Annotated in this window: 17 protein-coding genes; 6 read left to right on the top strand and 11 right to left on the bottom strand. The window is 61.0% G+C overall.

Annotation, left to right across the window (positions count from 1 at the left end; genetic code table 11):
* The first annotated feature begins 32 nt into the window (after positions 1-32).
* Together IEX16_RS01990 and IEX16_RS01985 are read left to right on the top strand one after the other, a co-directional pair.
* Positions 33-290 carry a hypothetical protein gene (locus tag IEX16_RS01990; protein WP_188706045.1) on the top strand — a complete coding sequence of 86 codons (258 nt, stop codon included), beginning with the start codon at positions 33-35 and terminating at the stop codon, positions 288-290.
* Between the two features lie 183 nt (positions 291-473).
* Positions 474-926: a response regulator transcription factor gene (locus IEX16_RS01985; protein ID WP_505810523.1), complete on the top strand. Its 453-nt coding sequence runs from the start codon at positions 474-476 to the stop codon at positions 924-926.
* 19 nt (positions 927-945) lie between these two features.
* On the opposite strand, the gene ylqF is transcribed toward IEX16_RS01985, so the two are convergent.
* From ylqF to IEX16_RS01970, 3 genes are all read right to left on the bottom strand, one after another.
* Positions 946-1,896, bottom strand: coding sequence for a ribosome biogenesis GTPase YlqF (gene ylqF, locus IEX16_RS01980; RefSeq protein WP_188706275.1), 951 nt, complete (start codon positions 1,894-1,896; stop codon positions 946-948).
* Between the two features lie 291 nt (positions 1,897-2,187).
* Positions 2,188-3,783 (bottom strand): bifunctional 3-(3-hydroxy-phenyl)propionate/3-hydroxycinnamic acid hydroxylase, encoded by a 1,596-nt coding sequence (locus IEX16_RS01975; RefSeq protein WP_188706043.1) that lies wholly within the window; start codon positions 3,781-3,783, stop codon positions 2,188-2,190.
* A gap of 57 nt (positions 3,784-3,840) precedes the next feature.
* The gene (locus IEX16_RS01970; protein WP_188706041.1) at positions 3,841-4,980 is read right to left on the bottom strand and encodes an alpha/beta hydrolase family protein; all 1,140 of its coding nucleotides are present in this window, start codon (positions 4,978-4,980) and stop codon (positions 3,841-3,843) included.
* 38 nt (positions 4,981-5,018) lie between these two features.
* Here IEX16_RS01970 and IEX16_RS01965 point away from each other — a divergent pair, with 38 nt between their 5' ends.
* Positions 5,019-5,933, top strand: coding sequence for a LysR family transcriptional regulator (locus tag IEX16_RS01965; RefSeq protein WP_188706039.1), 915 nt, complete (start codon positions 5,019-5,021; stop codon positions 5,931-5,933).
* Positions 5,934-6,377: 444 nt separating this feature from the next.
* Here the strand turns inward: IEX16_RS01965 and gshA are convergent, their stop codons facing one another.
* Together gshA and IEX16_RS01955 are read right to left on the bottom strand one after the other, a co-directional pair.
* Positions 6,378-7,961, bottom strand: a complete 1,584-nt coding sequence (gshA, locus tag IEX16_RS01960; RefSeq protein WP_188706037.1) for a glutamate--cysteine ligase — start codon at positions 7,959-7,961, stop codon at positions 6,378-6,380.
* A gap of 563 nt (positions 7,962-8,524) precedes the next feature.
* On the bottom strand, positions 8,525-9,202 hold the full coding sequence (locus IEX16_RS01955; protein WP_188706035.1) for an alpha/beta hydrolase: 678 nt from the start codon (positions 9,200-9,202) through the stop codon (positions 8,525-8,527).
* A 156-nt stretch (positions 9,203-9,358) separates the two neighbouring features.
* Between IEX16_RS01955 and IEX16_RS01950 the strand changes: the two genes are divergently transcribed.
* Positions 9,359-10,069 carry a hypothetical protein gene (locus IEX16_RS01950; RefSeq protein WP_188706034.1) on the top strand — a complete coding sequence of 237 codons (711 nt, stop codon included), beginning with the start codon at positions 9,359-9,361 and terminating at the stop codon, positions 10,067-10,069.
* 11 nt (positions 10,070-10,080) lie between these two features.
* Here the strand turns inward: IEX16_RS01950 and IEX16_RS01945 are convergent, their stop codons facing one another.
* Positions 10,081-10,833 (bottom strand): SGNH/GDSL hydrolase family protein, encoded by a 753-nt coding sequence (locus tag IEX16_RS01945; protein ID WP_188706032.1) that lies wholly within the window; start codon positions 10,831-10,833, stop codon positions 10,081-10,083.
* Positions 10,834-10,850: 17 nt separating this feature from the next.
* Positions 10,851-11,255 (bottom strand): TspO/MBR family protein, encoded by a 405-nt coding sequence (locus tag IEX16_RS01940; RefSeq protein WP_188706030.1) that lies wholly within the window; start codon positions 11,253-11,255, stop codon positions 10,851-10,853.
* Between the two features lie 251 nt (positions 11,256-11,506).
* Here IEX16_RS01940 and IEX16_RS01935 point away from each other — a divergent pair, with 251 nt between their 5' ends.
* Together IEX16_RS01935 and IEX16_RS01930 are read left to right on the top strand one after the other, a co-directional pair.
* Positions 11,507-11,956 (top strand): DUF4864 domain-containing protein, encoded by a 450-nt coding sequence (locus tag IEX16_RS01935; RefSeq protein ID WP_188706028.1) that lies wholly within the window; start codon positions 11,507-11,509, stop codon positions 11,954-11,956.
* 176 nt (positions 11,957-12,132) lie between these two features.
* Positions 12,133-12,459: a hypothetical protein gene (locus IEX16_RS01930; RefSeq protein ID WP_188706027.1), complete on the top strand. Its 327-nt coding sequence runs from the start codon at positions 12,133-12,135 to the stop codon at positions 12,457-12,459.
* An 18-nt stretch (positions 12,460-12,477) separates the two neighbouring features.
* Here the strand turns inward: IEX16_RS01930 and IEX16_RS01925 are convergent, their stop codons facing one another.
* The 4 genes from IEX16_RS01925 to IEX16_RS01910 form a co-directional block, all read right to left on the bottom strand.
* Complete coding sequence (locus IEX16_RS01925) at positions 12,478-13,149, bottom strand: hypothetical protein (protein WP_188706025.1); 672 nt, start codon at positions 13,147-13,149, stop codon at positions 12,478-12,480.
* A gap of 247 nt (positions 13,150-13,396) precedes the next feature.
* On the bottom strand, positions 13,397-14,134 hold the full coding sequence (locus IEX16_RS01920; protein ID WP_188706023.1) for a hypothetical protein: 738 nt from the start codon (positions 14,132-14,134) through the stop codon (positions 13,397-13,399).
* A gap of 90 nt (positions 14,135-14,224) precedes the next feature.
* Complete coding sequence (locus IEX16_RS01915; protein ID WP_188706021.1) at positions 14,225-14,545, bottom strand: hypothetical protein; 321 nt, start codon at positions 14,543-14,545, stop codon at positions 14,225-14,227.
* 481 nt (positions 14,546-15,026) lie between these two features.
* On the bottom strand, positions 15,027-15,953 hold the full coding sequence (locus IEX16_RS01910) for an SDR family NAD(P)-dependent oxidoreductase (RefSeq protein WP_188706019.1): 927 nt from the start codon (positions 15,951-15,953) through the stop codon (positions 15,027-15,029).
* Positions 15,954-16,025: the final 72 nt, after the last annotated feature.

The following is a 16,025-nucleotide window of genomic DNA, read 5'->3' as shown; positions in this document are numbered from 1 at the left end:
GCATGCCTGAAGATTTGGCCCGACAATCGGGCATGCCCCTACCTCCTCCCCCTACTCGCCGCCACAGCAACAAGGCCAACAACGAGTTGTTGTTCAAGGCCTGTCTGTGCGTCCTGATCGGACTGGCCGTGCTGGTCTCTCCGTATTTCATCAAATCACCCGGCATGCAGGGAATCGTCGCGGGTGCCGCGCTGGTCGGCTGGTTCGCGATGGTGCTCGGCCTGGCTTTCGGCGGGCTCTACCTGCGGCGCAAGTTCGCCAGCACCCGGCGGCCAGCAGGCTCGCAGTAAGCATCCCACTGCTATTAATTAAGTAGCTGCCGTCCCTTTCAAAGAAAGGCTAACAGCCTGTTTTTCTGCAAGACGGGGAGGCTAAACGGTGGTGGTTTTTCCTTCCCGACCATCGCAAAGACATGTGGCCTTCTGTCCTACACGGGTGCAGTGCAATGCCTTGCGGCAAACATCTCAGGAGCAATGGACAATAAATTTGTGAATGCGATGAATTTTTTCGGTGATCCTTTGCAGAGATCAGCCATCTACCCACCCACTCAGGACCTTATGGCGTCCAAGGCCTACATTGTTGAAGACAACACCCTCATCCGCGACAATTTGGTAGAAACATTGACGGAACTGGCCGGCGTTCAGACCATTGGATATTCGACGACCGAGGCCGATGCCTGCTACTGGCTGGAACGGCACCCCCGAGACTGGGACCTGCTGGTGGTGGATCTTTTTCTAGACGAAGGCACCGGACTGGGTGTACTCAGAAAATGTCCGCGGCGGTCTGCGGTGCAAAAAGTGGTGGTGCTGTCCAACTACGCAACCGACGAAATGCGCAGCCGTTGCCTGGCTTGTGGCGCCGATGCCATCTTCGACAAATCCACCGAACTTGACCAGTTTCTCGACTATTGCACGGCGCAGCACTAGGCGCGGCTGAAGAACCACCTCAGGGCGTGTCAGGCCGCGGAATCTTTTTGAACTTGACCAGGCGAGCGGTCTCAATCTTGTCTTTCTTGACCTGCCGCTCCGCATCGAGCAACTGGCCGGCGGCCAGCCAGCCGGCGAACTCTTGCGGCGTTTCCAGCGTGATGCGTCCCAGCGTTGACGCGCGAAATTCATGGATCACGATCTCGGCGGCTTTCTGCAAATTGATTCGTCCCTTGCCCAGCACCGCGCCGCGCTTGCGGCCTATGGCTTCAAGCAACTGCTCGTCGGTGATGCCCGGCGGTAGCTCGACCTTGTAACGTGCCTGCAGCGCGGCCGGGTAGTGTTGGATCAGGTAATCGAGCAGTTCCAGCGCCACTTCCTCCTCGTTGAAGGCATTGCGGCCAATGGCGCCGCTGGCCGCCAGGTTGTAGCCGCTTTTGGCAACGATGATGCGCGGCCAGAGCATGCCCGGCGTGTCCCACAAATAAAAACCGTCGGCCAGCACAATGCGCTGCTCCAGTTTGGTGATGCCGGCTTCGTCACCGGTTTTGGCCGCGCGTTTGCCCGTCAGTGTGTTGATTAGCGTGGATTTACCGACGTTGGGAATGCCGCAGATCAGCACCCGCATCGGCTTGACCATGCTGCCGCGCGTCGGCGCCAGCGCATGGCAGGCGTCGATCAGGCGCCGCGCCGGCGTGGTTGCACTGGCATCGAGTTCGATGGCGCGCGTGGCGGGCTGGCTGTTGTAGTGGTCCAGCCAGGCCGGCGTGCGCGCCGGATCGGCCAGGTCCTGCTTGTTGAGCACCTTGAGCGCCGGCTTGCCGCCGGTCAACTCGGCCAGCATGGGGTTAGCGCTGGAGCCAGGCAGGCGCGCGTCGAGCAGCTCGATCACCACATCAATTTCCTTGATGCGCTCGCTGATGGCTTTTTTGGTCAGGTGCATGTGACCGGGAAACCACTGGATGGCCATCGGGATGTTCTTTCTTGGGTTCGAAGTTTGGGTCGCGGCGGGAAAACGGTAAGGCGGGCTGGCGGTGTTTTGCACGCTGCAAGTCAGCCCACCCCGATTATCGACGCGCCGCCGCATCCAGTCCCGCGGCAACGTACAACAAGGTAGATGAGCGACAAAAGACCGCTTCGGGCCCTGAGCAGAAGTTGAGTTTTCTCTGAAGCCGACATTCGGTTAGCGCCATCCGTGGTGATATAGCTTGAGCACGTTCTTACCTTCGCCTGGAAATTTCCAGGACGCGTTCAATTACCATCAGGCAGGCACAGGTTTGGGCGTTTTTGAGTTGGTTTGAACCTGGAGCGCTGCAAGCAAGCCTGCCAGCGTCGCTTCGAGCTGAGGCAACTTCGCCGCGCCAAAGAAAACGAAGTCTGGGCGTATGACTACTGCATCAGCATTCATCGTGTCCAGCATGGCAATGTATGTTCCGTCCTCATCGCCCACGCTATCCAGCTCCACCCAATGCACGCCTACGTCCTGCAGTTGCTGCTGCATTGACGGAGAAAGCGCGTCCTTCACCTTCTTGCGAGACACCACGGAGAAGTTGAATCCCACGTGTTCATCAAAGCGTTGAACTGTACCGCCTACTTTGAGACGTCCCTGACCCGACAATGCTCCTGCGGCCCCTTCGGGCTTGCCGTCCTTGCCCCGCGCAATCACGCCATCGGTGACGATGGGAAACTGCGGTTTAGGCGTAAGCTTGAATCGGAAGAGCAAATCGCGAACTGCTGCCTTGATGGGGTTCGAAGTGTTGGCCACCAAGCCCAGAGTGCGGGAGTCCAACATGAGCTTCTGCGCATGTGGCCGGCGTTCCTTCTCATAGGTGTCGAGCAGCTTGTCGTTTGCGAGGCCGCGCAGCACGAGGTCGAACTTCCAAGCCAGATTCGAGGCGTCACGCATGCCTGAGCACGCACCTTGGCCCAGGTAGGGCGGATTGGTATGCGCGGCGTCTCCGCTAAGAAACACGCGACCGACACGCCAACTCTTGGCCATGCGACATTCAAACGTATAGACCAGGTTGCGCACGATGCTGACATCCTGTGGCCCCAGGTCGTGGTATTCGCGCAGCAGGCGCCAGGCGGCTTCCGGCTTGCTCATTGACACGGTGTCTTCTTTTTCTTGCAGAGCAAACTCAAAACGCTGGCGGGTTTTTCCAATCGGCATGAACATGTATCCGCGCCGGGGGTCGCAGATTTGCATCGCGTTTTCGTCAAACTTCGCAGGCAACGGTCTCAGTGGTTCCGTGTCGACGCACAACCAGCGCTCATTGAAGCCGAAGTCGATACGGTCGACTCCCAGCGCGTTTCGAACGAAACTGTTGGAACCGTCAGCGCCCACCAAGTACTTTGCCTCCAGAGTGATGGCTTCTTCTGGAATCTCGGCTTCGTCACCTCGTCTCCAAGGCTGGCAGGTAAGTCGTACTCCCGCTGAGTCCTGGACCAAGGATGTCGCCGCATAGCTGCGAAAGAGCTGAACATTGGGGTTCGCTGTGATGCGCTGATGGATGGCCGCTTCGAAATGCGGCTGGTGCACCGAAATGTGGTCATCCCAAAGCGACTTTCGCGTGTTGCCGGCGGCGACGTCAATCAGCAGCTGACCCTTGCCGTTGCTCCAAAAGTAGTGCGGAGTGGTCCAACTGTCGCGCAACGACTCTTCAGCATCGGCTGCAAGTGACAAAAGGCGTGCAGTTTCTCCGTCGATGTGGGTGAGACGAGGCTTTCCATAGAGCGCTGGCCACCGCTCGACGACAGCCACGCTATGCCCGCGCTGTCCGAGTAATGAAGCGAGAACAAGACCAGTAGGCCCGTAGCCTACAACGATGATATCGACTGACTGAGTGTTGGTTTTCATTTATGTCTCCTATTTTTTGTGTTGTCAGAACCTTGGCGAACGAATGCAGTTTTTGGACTATGGGGATAGCCAATCCGAGAACCAGTCGGCAACGAGGGCATTGCGCGCCGCTGCGTGGTTGTAAATCGTGTGTTCCCCGTCATCCCAGGACACGACATGAGAGCGTTCTGGGTGGCTAAGTTCTAGGAAAGCCCGTTGTTCGCCCAGCGGCACCATCGGGTCCCTTCCTCCTTCAACCACCAGCATGGCGCCTTCGATGCGGTGCCGTACCGGAGACATGGCGATGGCTGCCAGCCTGTTTGGAAGGTCCGCTTCATTCACGCCAAACACTGCCTGCATCTGTTCGCGGGCTGTCCGAAACGAAGGGACGATTGGGGCAAAGGGGGCGCCGTTGATGCAGACTGCCTTAACCCGTGGGTCGTGTGCTGCCACATGCGCAGCGAACAGACCTCCAAAGCTGTTGCCCCACACGCCGACGCGATCACCACACTCGGCCGCCGCAGCATCCAGCAAAGCTCCAAACAAAGCCAGGCTTTCGGCGTCGAGGTGCAGCCCACTGCGCATACGGGTTAGGCCCTGTCCTGGCCCTTCACCCAGCACGGCTAGCAGACCACGCGCGGCCAGCGCCTGGGCCATACCGAAGTAGACGCTCCCCCAGCCGCTCAGACCTCCGAGAATAAGGACCGCTGCGTGAGGAACGCAGTGCACCGGGCGTACAACCCAACCGTGCAGCTTTCCTCGGGACGTCGGAACGATGAGTTCTTCCACATGGCGCACGTGGCGCGCGCCCTGAGCCATCGCCGCGTGAGAGCGCTCGTACAACTCGAGTTTCCGTGGCCCATCCTGATTGAATGCAAGCTGGGCGCACTGAAGCAAGGCACTGGCCGCACGCCACGCCTGGTGTGCTGTCGCGCTACGGCGCTGAATGTCAGCTTCGTTGGCTACTTTGAGGTGTCTTTGTGCAATCTGCTCACATAGCACGTCCCACGCAGGAGGCTCTTCTGCCGTTGTTTGTGCATGGATGTTCAGAGCATCGCCAAGCGGCACGCCATAGTCCACCATCCGCGTAACGGGGATGGCCCGTCTCAGGGCTTCAAGCTGCTTTTTCCCCTCCTCGCTGACGAGTGGCGCTTGGTCAACCAGGGTGTCTCCATGTGTCATACACGTGAGAATAGACCTGCGTCGATAATCGTTCAATCAGCCAATGGCGATATGCCATATCTACAGGAGCGATAATGGACTTCGACTTGAACCTGCTAAGGGTGTTGGTGGCGCTGGACCAAACACGTCACGTAGGCCGAGCAGCAGAACACCTGAAGATGAGCCAGTCGGGCTTCAGCTCCGCGTTGGCTCGTCTGCGCCGACAAATGGGAGATGATCTTTTCGTCAGAACAGGGGCCGGGATGAAGCCCACCACACAAGGGCTGGAGCTGGCGGAAACCGCTCGTAACGTTCTACAAGAAGTCGAGCAGAAAATGTTTGGACGTACGTCCTTCATCCCGAGTGAGGCAGAAGTGGCGTTTCATGTCGCTGCTTCTGACGCCGGAGAGGTGGTGTTTGCGCCCCCGCTCGTTCGCCACCTCGCTGAACATGCCCCCTTTGCGTCCTTGCACATCATCTCACCCACCATCATGCCGTTGGCCGAAACGCTGGCTTCTGGTGACGCAGAGGTCGCTATTGGATACTTTCCAGACCTTGAACGCGACCGCTTCTTCCGGCAGGCTCTCTACAGTCACACGTATGCATGTATCGTTCGAAAGGGGCATCCTGTGCTGTCAACAGGCATGACGCGAAATGCCTATAAATCCTTGAGTCATGCGGTGGTATCCACCCCTGCTCGTTCCAACTCGTTGTTGGAAAAGGCGCTGGTCCGCCAGCGAATCCCGCGGCACGTCGCCTTTAGTTCTCCACATCACCTGACCTTGGCATCGACAGTCGCCAATTCGGACCTCGTTGCAACAGTGCCTCTCGGGACGGCGTCAGACATGGCGCGCTCAGGTGCGGTTGTAGTGACGGCGCTGCCGTTTCAGCCGCCGACCTTCACCATTTACCAGTACTGGCACCGGCGCACCCACAAGGGGCCAGCGTTCCAGTGGCTGCGGGTCCAGATTAAGACGCTGTTTAATGCGGACACCGACCCGTATCGTTGAAGACATCTTGAGAACGAGAAGCGTGGTCGGCTTCTGACGTCTCGTATCGGTCGGAGCAGGAGGCCCAAGAGGATGCCCTGCTCACGACCAGCGCAGACAAAAGAAGAAGCGCGACGAGAAAGCCGCAGCCGGTCAAGGTCCGCTCTTGGCCAAAAGCCGCCTAAGCGGAGGACGTCAAACGCCCACATCGCGCTACGTGCGTGTCAGCCTAAACAGACTGCATCAAGACGGACGAAGCGATGAAAATCGAGCGCGGCCGCAGCCGGGGGTTTGCAAGAGAAAGCCAGGGGCCGACAAACGGATCTGCCCAGGAGGCCGGTGATTTCGCTACGATTTCAATAGCTACAGCGCATACACAGAAAAGGCTGCAGCCATTCTTAGCTTCAAAAAATGAAAGCGCCTCCCAGCGCTGACACTCCCTCCCGCCAGGAAATAGCCGGAGGTTCAGGCCGCGTGCGCCAGGCTGCGTATGCCCAGCCGCTCCGGCGAGACGTATTGCTGGCGGTAGATTTCAAACGGCATGGAGTCGGCCGCCTCAATCGTCTTCTGCTCGGCCAGCGACTGCCGTGTCAGCTCCTCGAAACGCGCCTGCTGGGCGGCGGAAAACGGCAGGTCCAGCAGGGTTTGCCGGGTGGCCAGCGATTGCGCCCGCGCAAACGCCACAAACGAACTGTCGTGGTCTTTCACCATGGCCGCCAGCACGCGGGCCGACGGCAGGCCGTCGGGCTGGTGCAGCGACGCTTCTGAAGCGCGCAAGGCCTCCACATAAGCGCTGCCGCCCTGCGCCGCATCAAGCGCCGCAGCAATTGGCGCGCATTGCCCGATCAGCTCGTCGCCCCATTTCGTGAGGTCGACCTCCTCGCCGCTGCGCTCCAGCTGTAAGCCGGGCTCGCGGCCCCGTGCGGCCACGCGGTGCTGGTTGCGCGCCAGCGCAGCGATCTCCTGCGTCGTGTCGGGCGGGCTGTCGGTCAGCAGGCAGTGCAGCAAAAACACATCGAGAAAACGCATGGTATCGGCCGCGATGCCGACCGGCACAAACGGGTCCAGGTCCATCAGCCGCACTTCAACGTATTCAACGCCGCGCTCGCGCAGCGCATGCAGGGGGCGCTCACCCGGAAAAATCACGCGTTTGGGGCGGATGGTGCCGTAAAACTCGTTTTCGATCTGCAGCAGGCTGGTGGCGAGCTGGTTGTAGTCGCCGCCGGGGTTCTGGATGTCGACCGCCTCATAGGCCGGATAAGGCCGGGTCAGCGCGTCCTGTAGCGAGGCGCCATAACCGTCGAGGTTGTTGTAGCTGACCTTGAGCGAGGCCTGCGCGTCGCTCTGGTAACCGAGGCGGCCCATCCGCAGCGAGGTTCCGTGCGGCATGTACATGGTGCCCGCGCCCAGCGCCTGCAACTCGTGCTGGCGGCCGGCAACAAAGCTGGAGCAAACGGCGGGCGACGCGCCAAACAGATAAAGCAGCAAAAAGGCATGGCGGCGAAAATTGCGGATCAGGCCGAAATATTCTTCGCTGGAAACGCCGGGCAACGACCAGTTGTAGTGGATGCCCGAGATCGTCTGCATGCGCCGGCCATAACGGTGACCCAGGCCCATGCGGTAAACGCTTTTGGCGCGCCCGACATTGGACGAACCGTAGCGGCCAATCGGAATCGTCTCATCCGTCGGCAGGCCACAGGGCATGCTGGAGACCCACAACATCTCGTCGCCGAGCGCTTTCATCGCGCGGTAGGTGAACTGGTGAATCTGCGTCAGTTCGCTGAGCGCGGCTTCGGCGCCGTCACCCAGGCCGGCGTGTGCGGCAGTCACCAGCTCGACCTGCGACTCGCTGAAGTCGGTGGTAATGCTCGGGTGGGTCAGGGCCGATCCCAGCGCAGCGGGGTGCGGCGTCAGCGCCAGCGCGCCACCGGGCTGGGAGCGCAGGCTTTCCTTTTCCAGTCCGCGACGCATGCCTTTCAGCCTCGCAGGGGCCAGCGCCTGAAGGCGGTCTCCCAAAAGCGTGCCCTGGCGCGCATGCAAGCTGTTCATATCTGTCTTCCCTCTGTTCTTCCGTGGCGTGCAAGGTATCACAGGCCGGGCTTGTTTGCAGGCGGGCCTGCGCCGGAGCCGGTGCAGGCCAGGGTGCAAGGCCTGCAGGAGGCCCCTCGCGGGCCATCGATTGCTACACTTTTTATAGCTGTCTGCGCTTTCTGCCTATGGGTTGGAGGCCTATTTGATGCTTAAAACATGGCTTTGGCGCTGGCCTTCAGTCCGGCCTCGCCGCGAAAGCCCTTACGGTTGCTCTGCCTAACTCCCGACTGCGCGTTCGGGTCCATAACGGGATGATTTTCTCGCCAACACCGTGCAGCGTGTGCTGAAGCACACGCAAGAGGTTTGGTGAGGAAAGCGCCCGTTTTGGTCCGAACCCGAAGGGGCGTGGTTTTGCGGGCACGCACGGCTAAGGCCGTGCCTGCCCATAAGGGCTCAAAGGGCTGCAACCGCGACCGCGGTTGCCAGCGCTTCGTTACAAAACCAGGCAAGGCAGAAAGCCTTGCCTTGGGTTTTGCGCCTCACGGCTCATCACGCAAAAGCCCCGCCGCGCTCGGCGCGAGTTAGGCAGAGCAACCGCCCGCCAGCACGCGCAGCAGCCAGGTGTTCATGTCGGCGATCTCTTCCATGCAGACCGAATGTTCCATCGCGTACTCGCGCCAGTCAACCGGGTAAGCCAGCGCGGCCAGCGTATCGCGGGTGGCGGTCGCGGCGACCAGCGGCACCACGCCGTCGCGGAGGCCGTGGCCCAGAAACACCGGCAGCCCGTGGTTGGCGGCGCTGCGTTCGGCCGCCAACCTGTCGGCCAGCGGCAGGTAGCCGGACAGGCCGATGATGCCGGCCAGCCGTTCGGGGTAACGCAGGCCGGTCATCAGCGCCATCGCACAGCCCTGGGAAAAGCCGGCGACGACGATGCGGCTGGCCGGGATGCCGCGTGCAATTTCGCCCGCGATCAGCGTGTTGATGCTGGCCTGGGTCTTGCGCAGGCCCTCTTCGTCCTGGCGCTGTGTCAGGTCGGCGCCCAAAATGTCGTACCAGGCCGGCATCTGGTAGCCGCCGTTGATGGTGACCGGAATCACCGGCGCGTTGGGAAACAGGAAACGCACCGGGCCGACGGCCGAGAGATCGAGCTGCTGCGCGATCGGGACAAAGTCACGCCCGTCGGCGCCCAGGCCGTGCATCAGCACAACGCTGGCGGTCGGGTTGGCGGCGGTTTCAACTTCAATGACATCGAGTGACATGGCAAGGATAAAAAAGTGGCTGTAAACCAATTGTGCCTGCGGCAACGCCGCGGCTTGACTTGCCACCGCACTTGGACGACCATCAATCACACACAAGCCGCCGGTAGCGGCAGCGACCGGTTCGCGCCAGCCGGCTTGCCGCAAGGAGGCATAGCCATGAGACAAGCGATCAACAAATTATTGGGGCTGAAAACGCCGCAAGCTCCGGAAAAATCGGCCCCTGCGTCAGCCACGGCCGCAAAAAGCGAGCGGGCAGACAGCCTGGACAACCCGCACACCATCGAAGACAACTCCGACAACGCCACCCGTCGTCAACTGGTCCAGATGATGTTGCGCGACGGCTTGCGCAAACACGGTATTCCACCTGGCTGGGTCGAATGCCGGATGTTGGTGGTCAACAGCCGCAGCCGCGGCACCGGCCTGTACGTGCGCCTGGTGATGCGCCACTGGGACATGTTGCTGCTGACCTACGCGCATGCTTTTCAGCAGCAGTTGCTGGCAGCCATCACCGAGTTCGAGCCGCAGGCATCGGTCTGGCTGCATGGGCTGTCCTGGGAGCTGGACGTGGGCAACACCTGTCCTTATCTCGACATGCCCGAGCCCTCGGTGTGGCTGGATGTGTCGGCGCCGCTTCAAACGGCCGTCCCGATGCCTGAAGTCTCCCTGATGCCCGAAGATGCGATCATCCCGGTCGCCGTTCCGCGAGCCTCCTCAGCCGGCGCCCCGCCAGAGCCCGACCACGATGCCGAGGTGTTGCAAGACCTGCAGCGCATGTTTGCCATCCGCGATGCCCATCTGCAGCAGCCAGTGGACGGCTCGCCCGCGCCAGACTTTCAAAATACCGCGCCGTCGTCCCGGCGCATATAAAAAACGCTCGCCTAGCGCACCAGGGCCGCGAGCCGCCTGGAAAAGTCCGCCTGCGTGTTGAGTTCGGCATACCAAAGCCGGTAGCCCGCATCGCTGGGGTGCAACCCGTCTTTGGCATTGAGCTCGTCCGGCCGCTGGGCAAACGGGTCTTCCGACTTGTCCTTGTATAAATTGACATAAATCGCGCCGTTGTCGCTGGCCACTTCACGTACAAAGCGGTGCAGGGTTTTGGAGCGCTGCGTCATCAGCCACGACCACGGCGGAAAAAAGAAGGGCGCGCTGCCCACATTGCCGGAAGGCATCAACACCACCAGCCGGGCTTGCGTGCGCGCCAGGGCCGCAACGCGGGCAATATTTTCTTCCAGTGGCCCATAAGGCGTGAGGCGAATCACATCATTGCCACCACCCAGCACCAAAATGGCATCGAAGCGCTCGCCGCCAGACACGTCGAGCTGGCGGGCGATGTCGGCGAACTTGGCGCCGTCTTTGGCCCGGTTTACAACCTTGAAGGAAGGATGGTCGCGCGCAATCAGCCCGGCCAGGCTGGCGGCCGGCGAAGACGCACCGGAGCCCACCCCGGTGCTGTCGCCCACCACCAGCAAGCTCGCGCCGGCACCCGCAGGCGATGCCTGGAAGGGCTCGCTTTGCCGGGCTAGCTCAGCCGATTGCTTGATGCGCCAGGCGGCGCAGCCCGAGGTGGTGAGCACCACCAGGGCAGCTATCAGGGACACAGTGCCCAGCAGGGAGGGACGGCGAAGTTTCATCGGAATCTTTCAACAGTTCAACGGTTGAGCCAGGTGATGCCCAGTTGCAGGACGGTGGCAAAACCGACCCAGGCGAGATAGGGAAGATTGACCAGCGCCACCCAGCGCGCACGCTGCCAGACGGCGGCCAGCGCCCAGACCAGCGTGCCCAGAACCAGCACGATGTCCAGACTCGCCAGCAGATTGTTTTTGAGGCCGAACTGGATCGGTGTGTACAACACGTTGAACACCAGGTTCAGGATGAAGGGCAGCAACACACGAAAGGGCAGACGGCGCTTGAGGTACTGCAGCAGCACAAAGCCAAAGCTGATGGCGATGATGATGTAGAGCACGGTCCACACGGGGCCGAACACGGCAGCCGGTGGCGCGAAAAAAGGCTTGGCGAGTTGCGCGTACCACGCGGCGCTGCTGGTGCTGTCCATGCAAAATTTTTGGGTTGGGTTTGACGGGTTGGCTCAGAAAAGTTGTAATCATTTTTGCCGCTGGCCGGGCGGTAACGGGCAGCCCGTGCGCTGATTGCAAGGTAGGACGCAAGCGCAAATACTGCGCCTGCGCATCCAATCACGCAGCCGGCCCGTATCGGCATCAGCCTCGCGGCACAAAAACGAGGCGCCGTCTTTTACTTTTGTGGGTAGCAGGCGGACAATCCATGCACCGCCTCAAGGAGATCTTCATGACCCAACAGCCCGCCCTTTTTACCCGCCTGGTGCGGCTACTGGCTGCGGCATGCTGCGCGCTGGCCTTGGGGGCGCCGGCCCAGGCCGCGTCCTTGACCCCGGCCGATGAAAAAACCGTGCGCACCACTGTACAGGGCCAATTGGCAGCTTTTGCGGCGGACGATGCCGTCAAGGCTTTTTCTTATGCTGCGCCCAACATCCGCGAAGCGCTGGGCACGGCGGCCGGTTTCATGGCCATGGTGCGCAACGCCTACCCGGTGGTCTACCGCCCGTCGTCGGTGGCTTTTCTCAAGCCCGAAAACAAGGACGGCCAGGTGATGCAGCGGGTACAAATGCTCGATGCCAGCGGCGACGCCTGGCTGGCGATTTACAGCTTGCAGCGCGAGGGCACGTCCTGGCTCATCACCGGCTGCGTGGTGGTCGCCAACAAGGGGCGCATGGCCTGAGGCAGGAATTGCTTCTTTTTTGATAGCTAAATACGTAAATCTGATATGGGCTGGAGCCCTGTTTTATTGATAACCGGGAGGTTTCAAGGGATGTTTGCTGACAGCGCAAACGCCTGAGCGCCTGCGCTCCGGCCGGCGCGGCGGCCCGATCATGGACTTTTCTGAAAGATCCACGCATGACACTCGCCCTCAAATACGCCCTCGGCGTTTTGCTGACCGCCACCCTGAGCGGCCAGGCGCTGGCCTGCTACACCGTCTACAACCGCGCCAACCAGGTCATCTACCACGCAAGACAGGCGCCGGTGGACATGCGCTACCAGTTGCATCAGACGCTGCCGACGGTGTTCAAGGACGGGCACATGGTGTTTTCCATCACCGACAGCAATTGCCCGGCGGTCAACCTGACCCGCAGCAACATCCGGGATTCTGCGGGCGGCAACATGGTTTACGTGGTCGACCAGGGACCAGCGCGGTCCCGTCCGTTCCGGGACCCACGCAACTGACAGCCGCTGATCAGGGGTTCAGGGCGACTGGGCAGAGAACAGCGCGTACACCGCAGACTGTTCGGGAAGCACATACACCACACTGTGGCTTCTGCCGAGCAACGGGCTGACCACCGTTTCGTAAAACGCCACCGGAACCACCACACAGCCGAGCGAAATCCGATTGTCCTGCGGCGTCGCGGAAGCCAGGCGTTCACGCCGCTGCTCCTGGCTGTTGCCGGGGCGCACGCGGTGAATTGCCAGGCCCTCGCTGTAGTTGACCCAGATCACATCCTCACCCTGCAAATTGCGACCCGGCTGCGCCATGAAACGCCCCGCCGGTGTGGTGCGTTCCGCAGGCAGGATCTGGGTCACCGGCCGCTGGCCGATGCCGGGCACCGAGCGGTCACCGCTGGCCAGCCCAAGCAAAGCGGCCGAGGCGCCGCGCAGGCGACCGCTGGCGTCGAATACAAACAGCTTCGCGTCTTTTTTGTCGACGATGACAAAAGGCAACCCTTTGTTGTCGGCCGAGGCCATCACCGACGCTGCGGCATAACGGGCATCGGTGGATGCAGATTCGCCCGCGAAGTCGGCCAGCAGAGGCAACTGCAGCGTGGGCAACTCCTGCATGGCGGAAACAGGCATGGACAGCACAACCAGCACTGCCAGGGCAGCCGTGGCGTACAGCGTCGTCGTGCTTCGAATGCTCATTCCGTGTCCTGCCAGGTTGAATCGGTCCGTACAGAATCGGGCAGGTGCCCGGCGCTGTAGGACATATCCTACTGACTGGAAGCGGTTTTGAGCAAACGTAGGGCCATGTAACAGGCCGCTGTGCTCTAAATTTGATAGCTATCAACCCATATTTGGTATGGGCCGAGAATCAATTTTATGGAAAATAGGGGAATTCCCGAAGATGCTTGCGTTGTAGGTTTTATCCGACAAGCAGGATCGTCAGTGATCAGCTCGCGCCGATCACCTTGAAGTTCCGGAACACGGCTTGCACCGGACGGGTTTCGGGCAGGACGTAAACCACACCGCGCTGCGAACCAAGCGCTGGTTTGACCACGTCTTCATAAAAAGTCACCGGCAGGTTGATACAACCGAACGAGATCCGGTTGTCGGTCGGCGTGGCAGACGCCAGCCGCTCGAGCCGGCGTTCGCTGGGCTCCTTGGCGCGCACCCGGTGCATGGACACCGCCGCCTCATAGTCCACCCAGACAATGTCCTCGCCAGACGAGTTGGTACCGGGCTGCGAGACAAAACGCCCGGCTGGTGTGGTGCGTTCATGCGGCTCGATGGCGGACATTTCCCGCTCGCCGATACCTAGAACCGAATCATCACCGACGGCAGACCCCATCAGCGCCGGCGTCGCACCGTCCAGCGTGCCGTCCGGCTTGAACACAAACACCCTCACCTGCTGTTTGTCGACGATGACAAACGGCATGCCACGGTGGTCGCGTGCATCCATCACCCAGTTGGCCATCTGGCGCGCTTCACTGGACGGATCTTCCTGAGCAAAATCCGCCACCCGCGGCAAATGTTCCAGCGAAGGCACCAGCACAGCAGCCGGCGCTACTGCAAGCGGCCTGGACTGACGCGATGTAACCTGCCCTGGAAGAATCAGCGCGAGTGCAGCACAGCCTATGCCCAAACCCTTGAAAATGGCATCAAGTTGAGAAGGTTCAGCAGAAGACATGCTTGAAAACACCCGTGTTTAAAAGGATGCAGGGAAGACGGATGAACTCATCCGGCTTCCCCGCGACCTAAGGAAACATGTGTTGCCGTCTTAGTTACGGTCAGCGCGTGGCTCCAGCGTGGTGTTCATGGAAGGGGTGGCGCTGTTGCTGGTGTCCATGCTGGTGGTGCCAGTGCTGGTCGAAGGCTGGGCTTGCATGGTGCTGTTGCTGTTCATCGAGCCGCTGTTGCTGTTCATTGAGCCGGTAGCGCCGCTGGTGCTGCCCTGGTTCTGGTTGATCGGACCTTGCGCCGACGATCCGCCTGGTGTGTTGGTCACTTGGGGAGCGGATGTTTGTGCATAAGCAAAACCTGCACCCGCAACAAGTGCGGCAGCGGTGACGGCGGCAGTCAGAGATTGATTCAGTTTCATGGGTAGCTCCTGATTTGAAACCCCGAAGGGTGGTTGATTTAAAACGCCGATCGGTGATCGACTGAGTTCAATCTAGACCTCGCATTCGTGCGCCGGGTCGGTGGCATCCGCGTGCGCCTGTAGGACAGGTCCGCCCTGGCCGCTGATGCTTGCACCTCGTTACGTCCGCAGCCAAAACGGATCGGGATTCTACAAAATGCTACGTTTTCAGGAGCATGGAAAGCTTGGGAGAAAAGGGTTTCAACCGCTTGCCTAAGATATGCCCAGTGGGGGGGGGGTGACCGCGCGACAGACGTGGACTACACGAGTCATCACCACCGGACTGCATGCGCCGCGCCAGGGATTGCGCAAACTTCATTTGTGCCAGCCGGGTTTCGCGCTACAACGACAGGTATCCGACCTCCGCCTCCGTGCGAAACGTCGAAACATTGTCCAGCGAACCCGGCTGCATTTTTTTTCCCGCTTCGCATTCGCCTTTTTTTCAGGCGGCAGCCGAAGTTTTCGCGGCCTGCGCCATCGCCTGGGTGACTTCGTTGCTGGCCTGCGCCGATCCGCTTTGCGGCACCATCTCGCCACTGCGCTCGCGCACTTCACCGAGCCTGCCCGCCAGCCCCTCAGGCACCTGCGCACCTGTGCCCAGCCACAGACCCCGCGTCAGTGTGATGTGAGCCGCTTCAAAAGTTCCGGCACCCGCGCACAGGATGGCGCGCGTCGGCGCGTCTTGCGCCGCCAGCACCAGCATGGCAGGCACCACCGCCTCGGGTTGCAGCGCACGCAGCACTTCTTCTGGCATCAGGCCCTCGGTCATCCGGGTGGCGGCAGTGGGCGCCAAGCAGTTGACGCGAATATCGTTTTTTGCGCCCTCGATGGACAGCGTCTGCATCAGGCCGACCAGCGCCATCTTCGCTGCACCGTAGTTTGACTGGCCAAAGTTGCCATACAGGCCCGACGACGAGGTGGTCATCACGATGCGGCCGTACTTCTGCGCGGCCATGATGTCCCACACCGCCTTGCAACAATGCACGGCGCCCATCAGGTGCACGTCCATCACCAGCGCAAAGTCGGCGAGCTCCATCTTGGCAAAACTCTTGTCGCGCAGGATGCCAGCGTTGTTCACGAGGATGTCAACCCGGCCCCAGGCATCCATGGCTTGTCTGGCCATGGCCTGCACGGCGGCAAAGTCGGTCACCGACGCGCCATTGGCGATGGCTTCGCCGCCGGCAGCGCGTATTTCCTGGACCACCGCTTCAGCGGCACTGACCGATCCACCGGAGCCGTCACGCGCGCCGCCAAGGTCGTTGACCACCACCTTCGCTCCGCGCGCGGCGAGCGCCAGCGCGTGCTGTTTGCCGAGCCCGCCGCCCGCGCCTGTGACGATGGCCACGCGGCCCGTGAAATCCATACCCATTGCTGTCTCCTGTCTTTCTGGTGATCGTTGGATGGCCCGGGCTCTGGTAGCCTAGGACGTCAGGCCGTACTG

This window comes from Polaromonas eurypsychrophila (assembly GCF_014641715.1).
Lineage (GTDB): Bacteria > Pseudomonadota > Gammaproteobacteria > Burkholderiales > Burkholderiaceae_C > Polaromonas > Polaromonas eurypsychrophila.
Note: the sequence above shows the minus strand (reverse complement) of the source record. Positions and strands in the feature narration are given on the sequence as shown.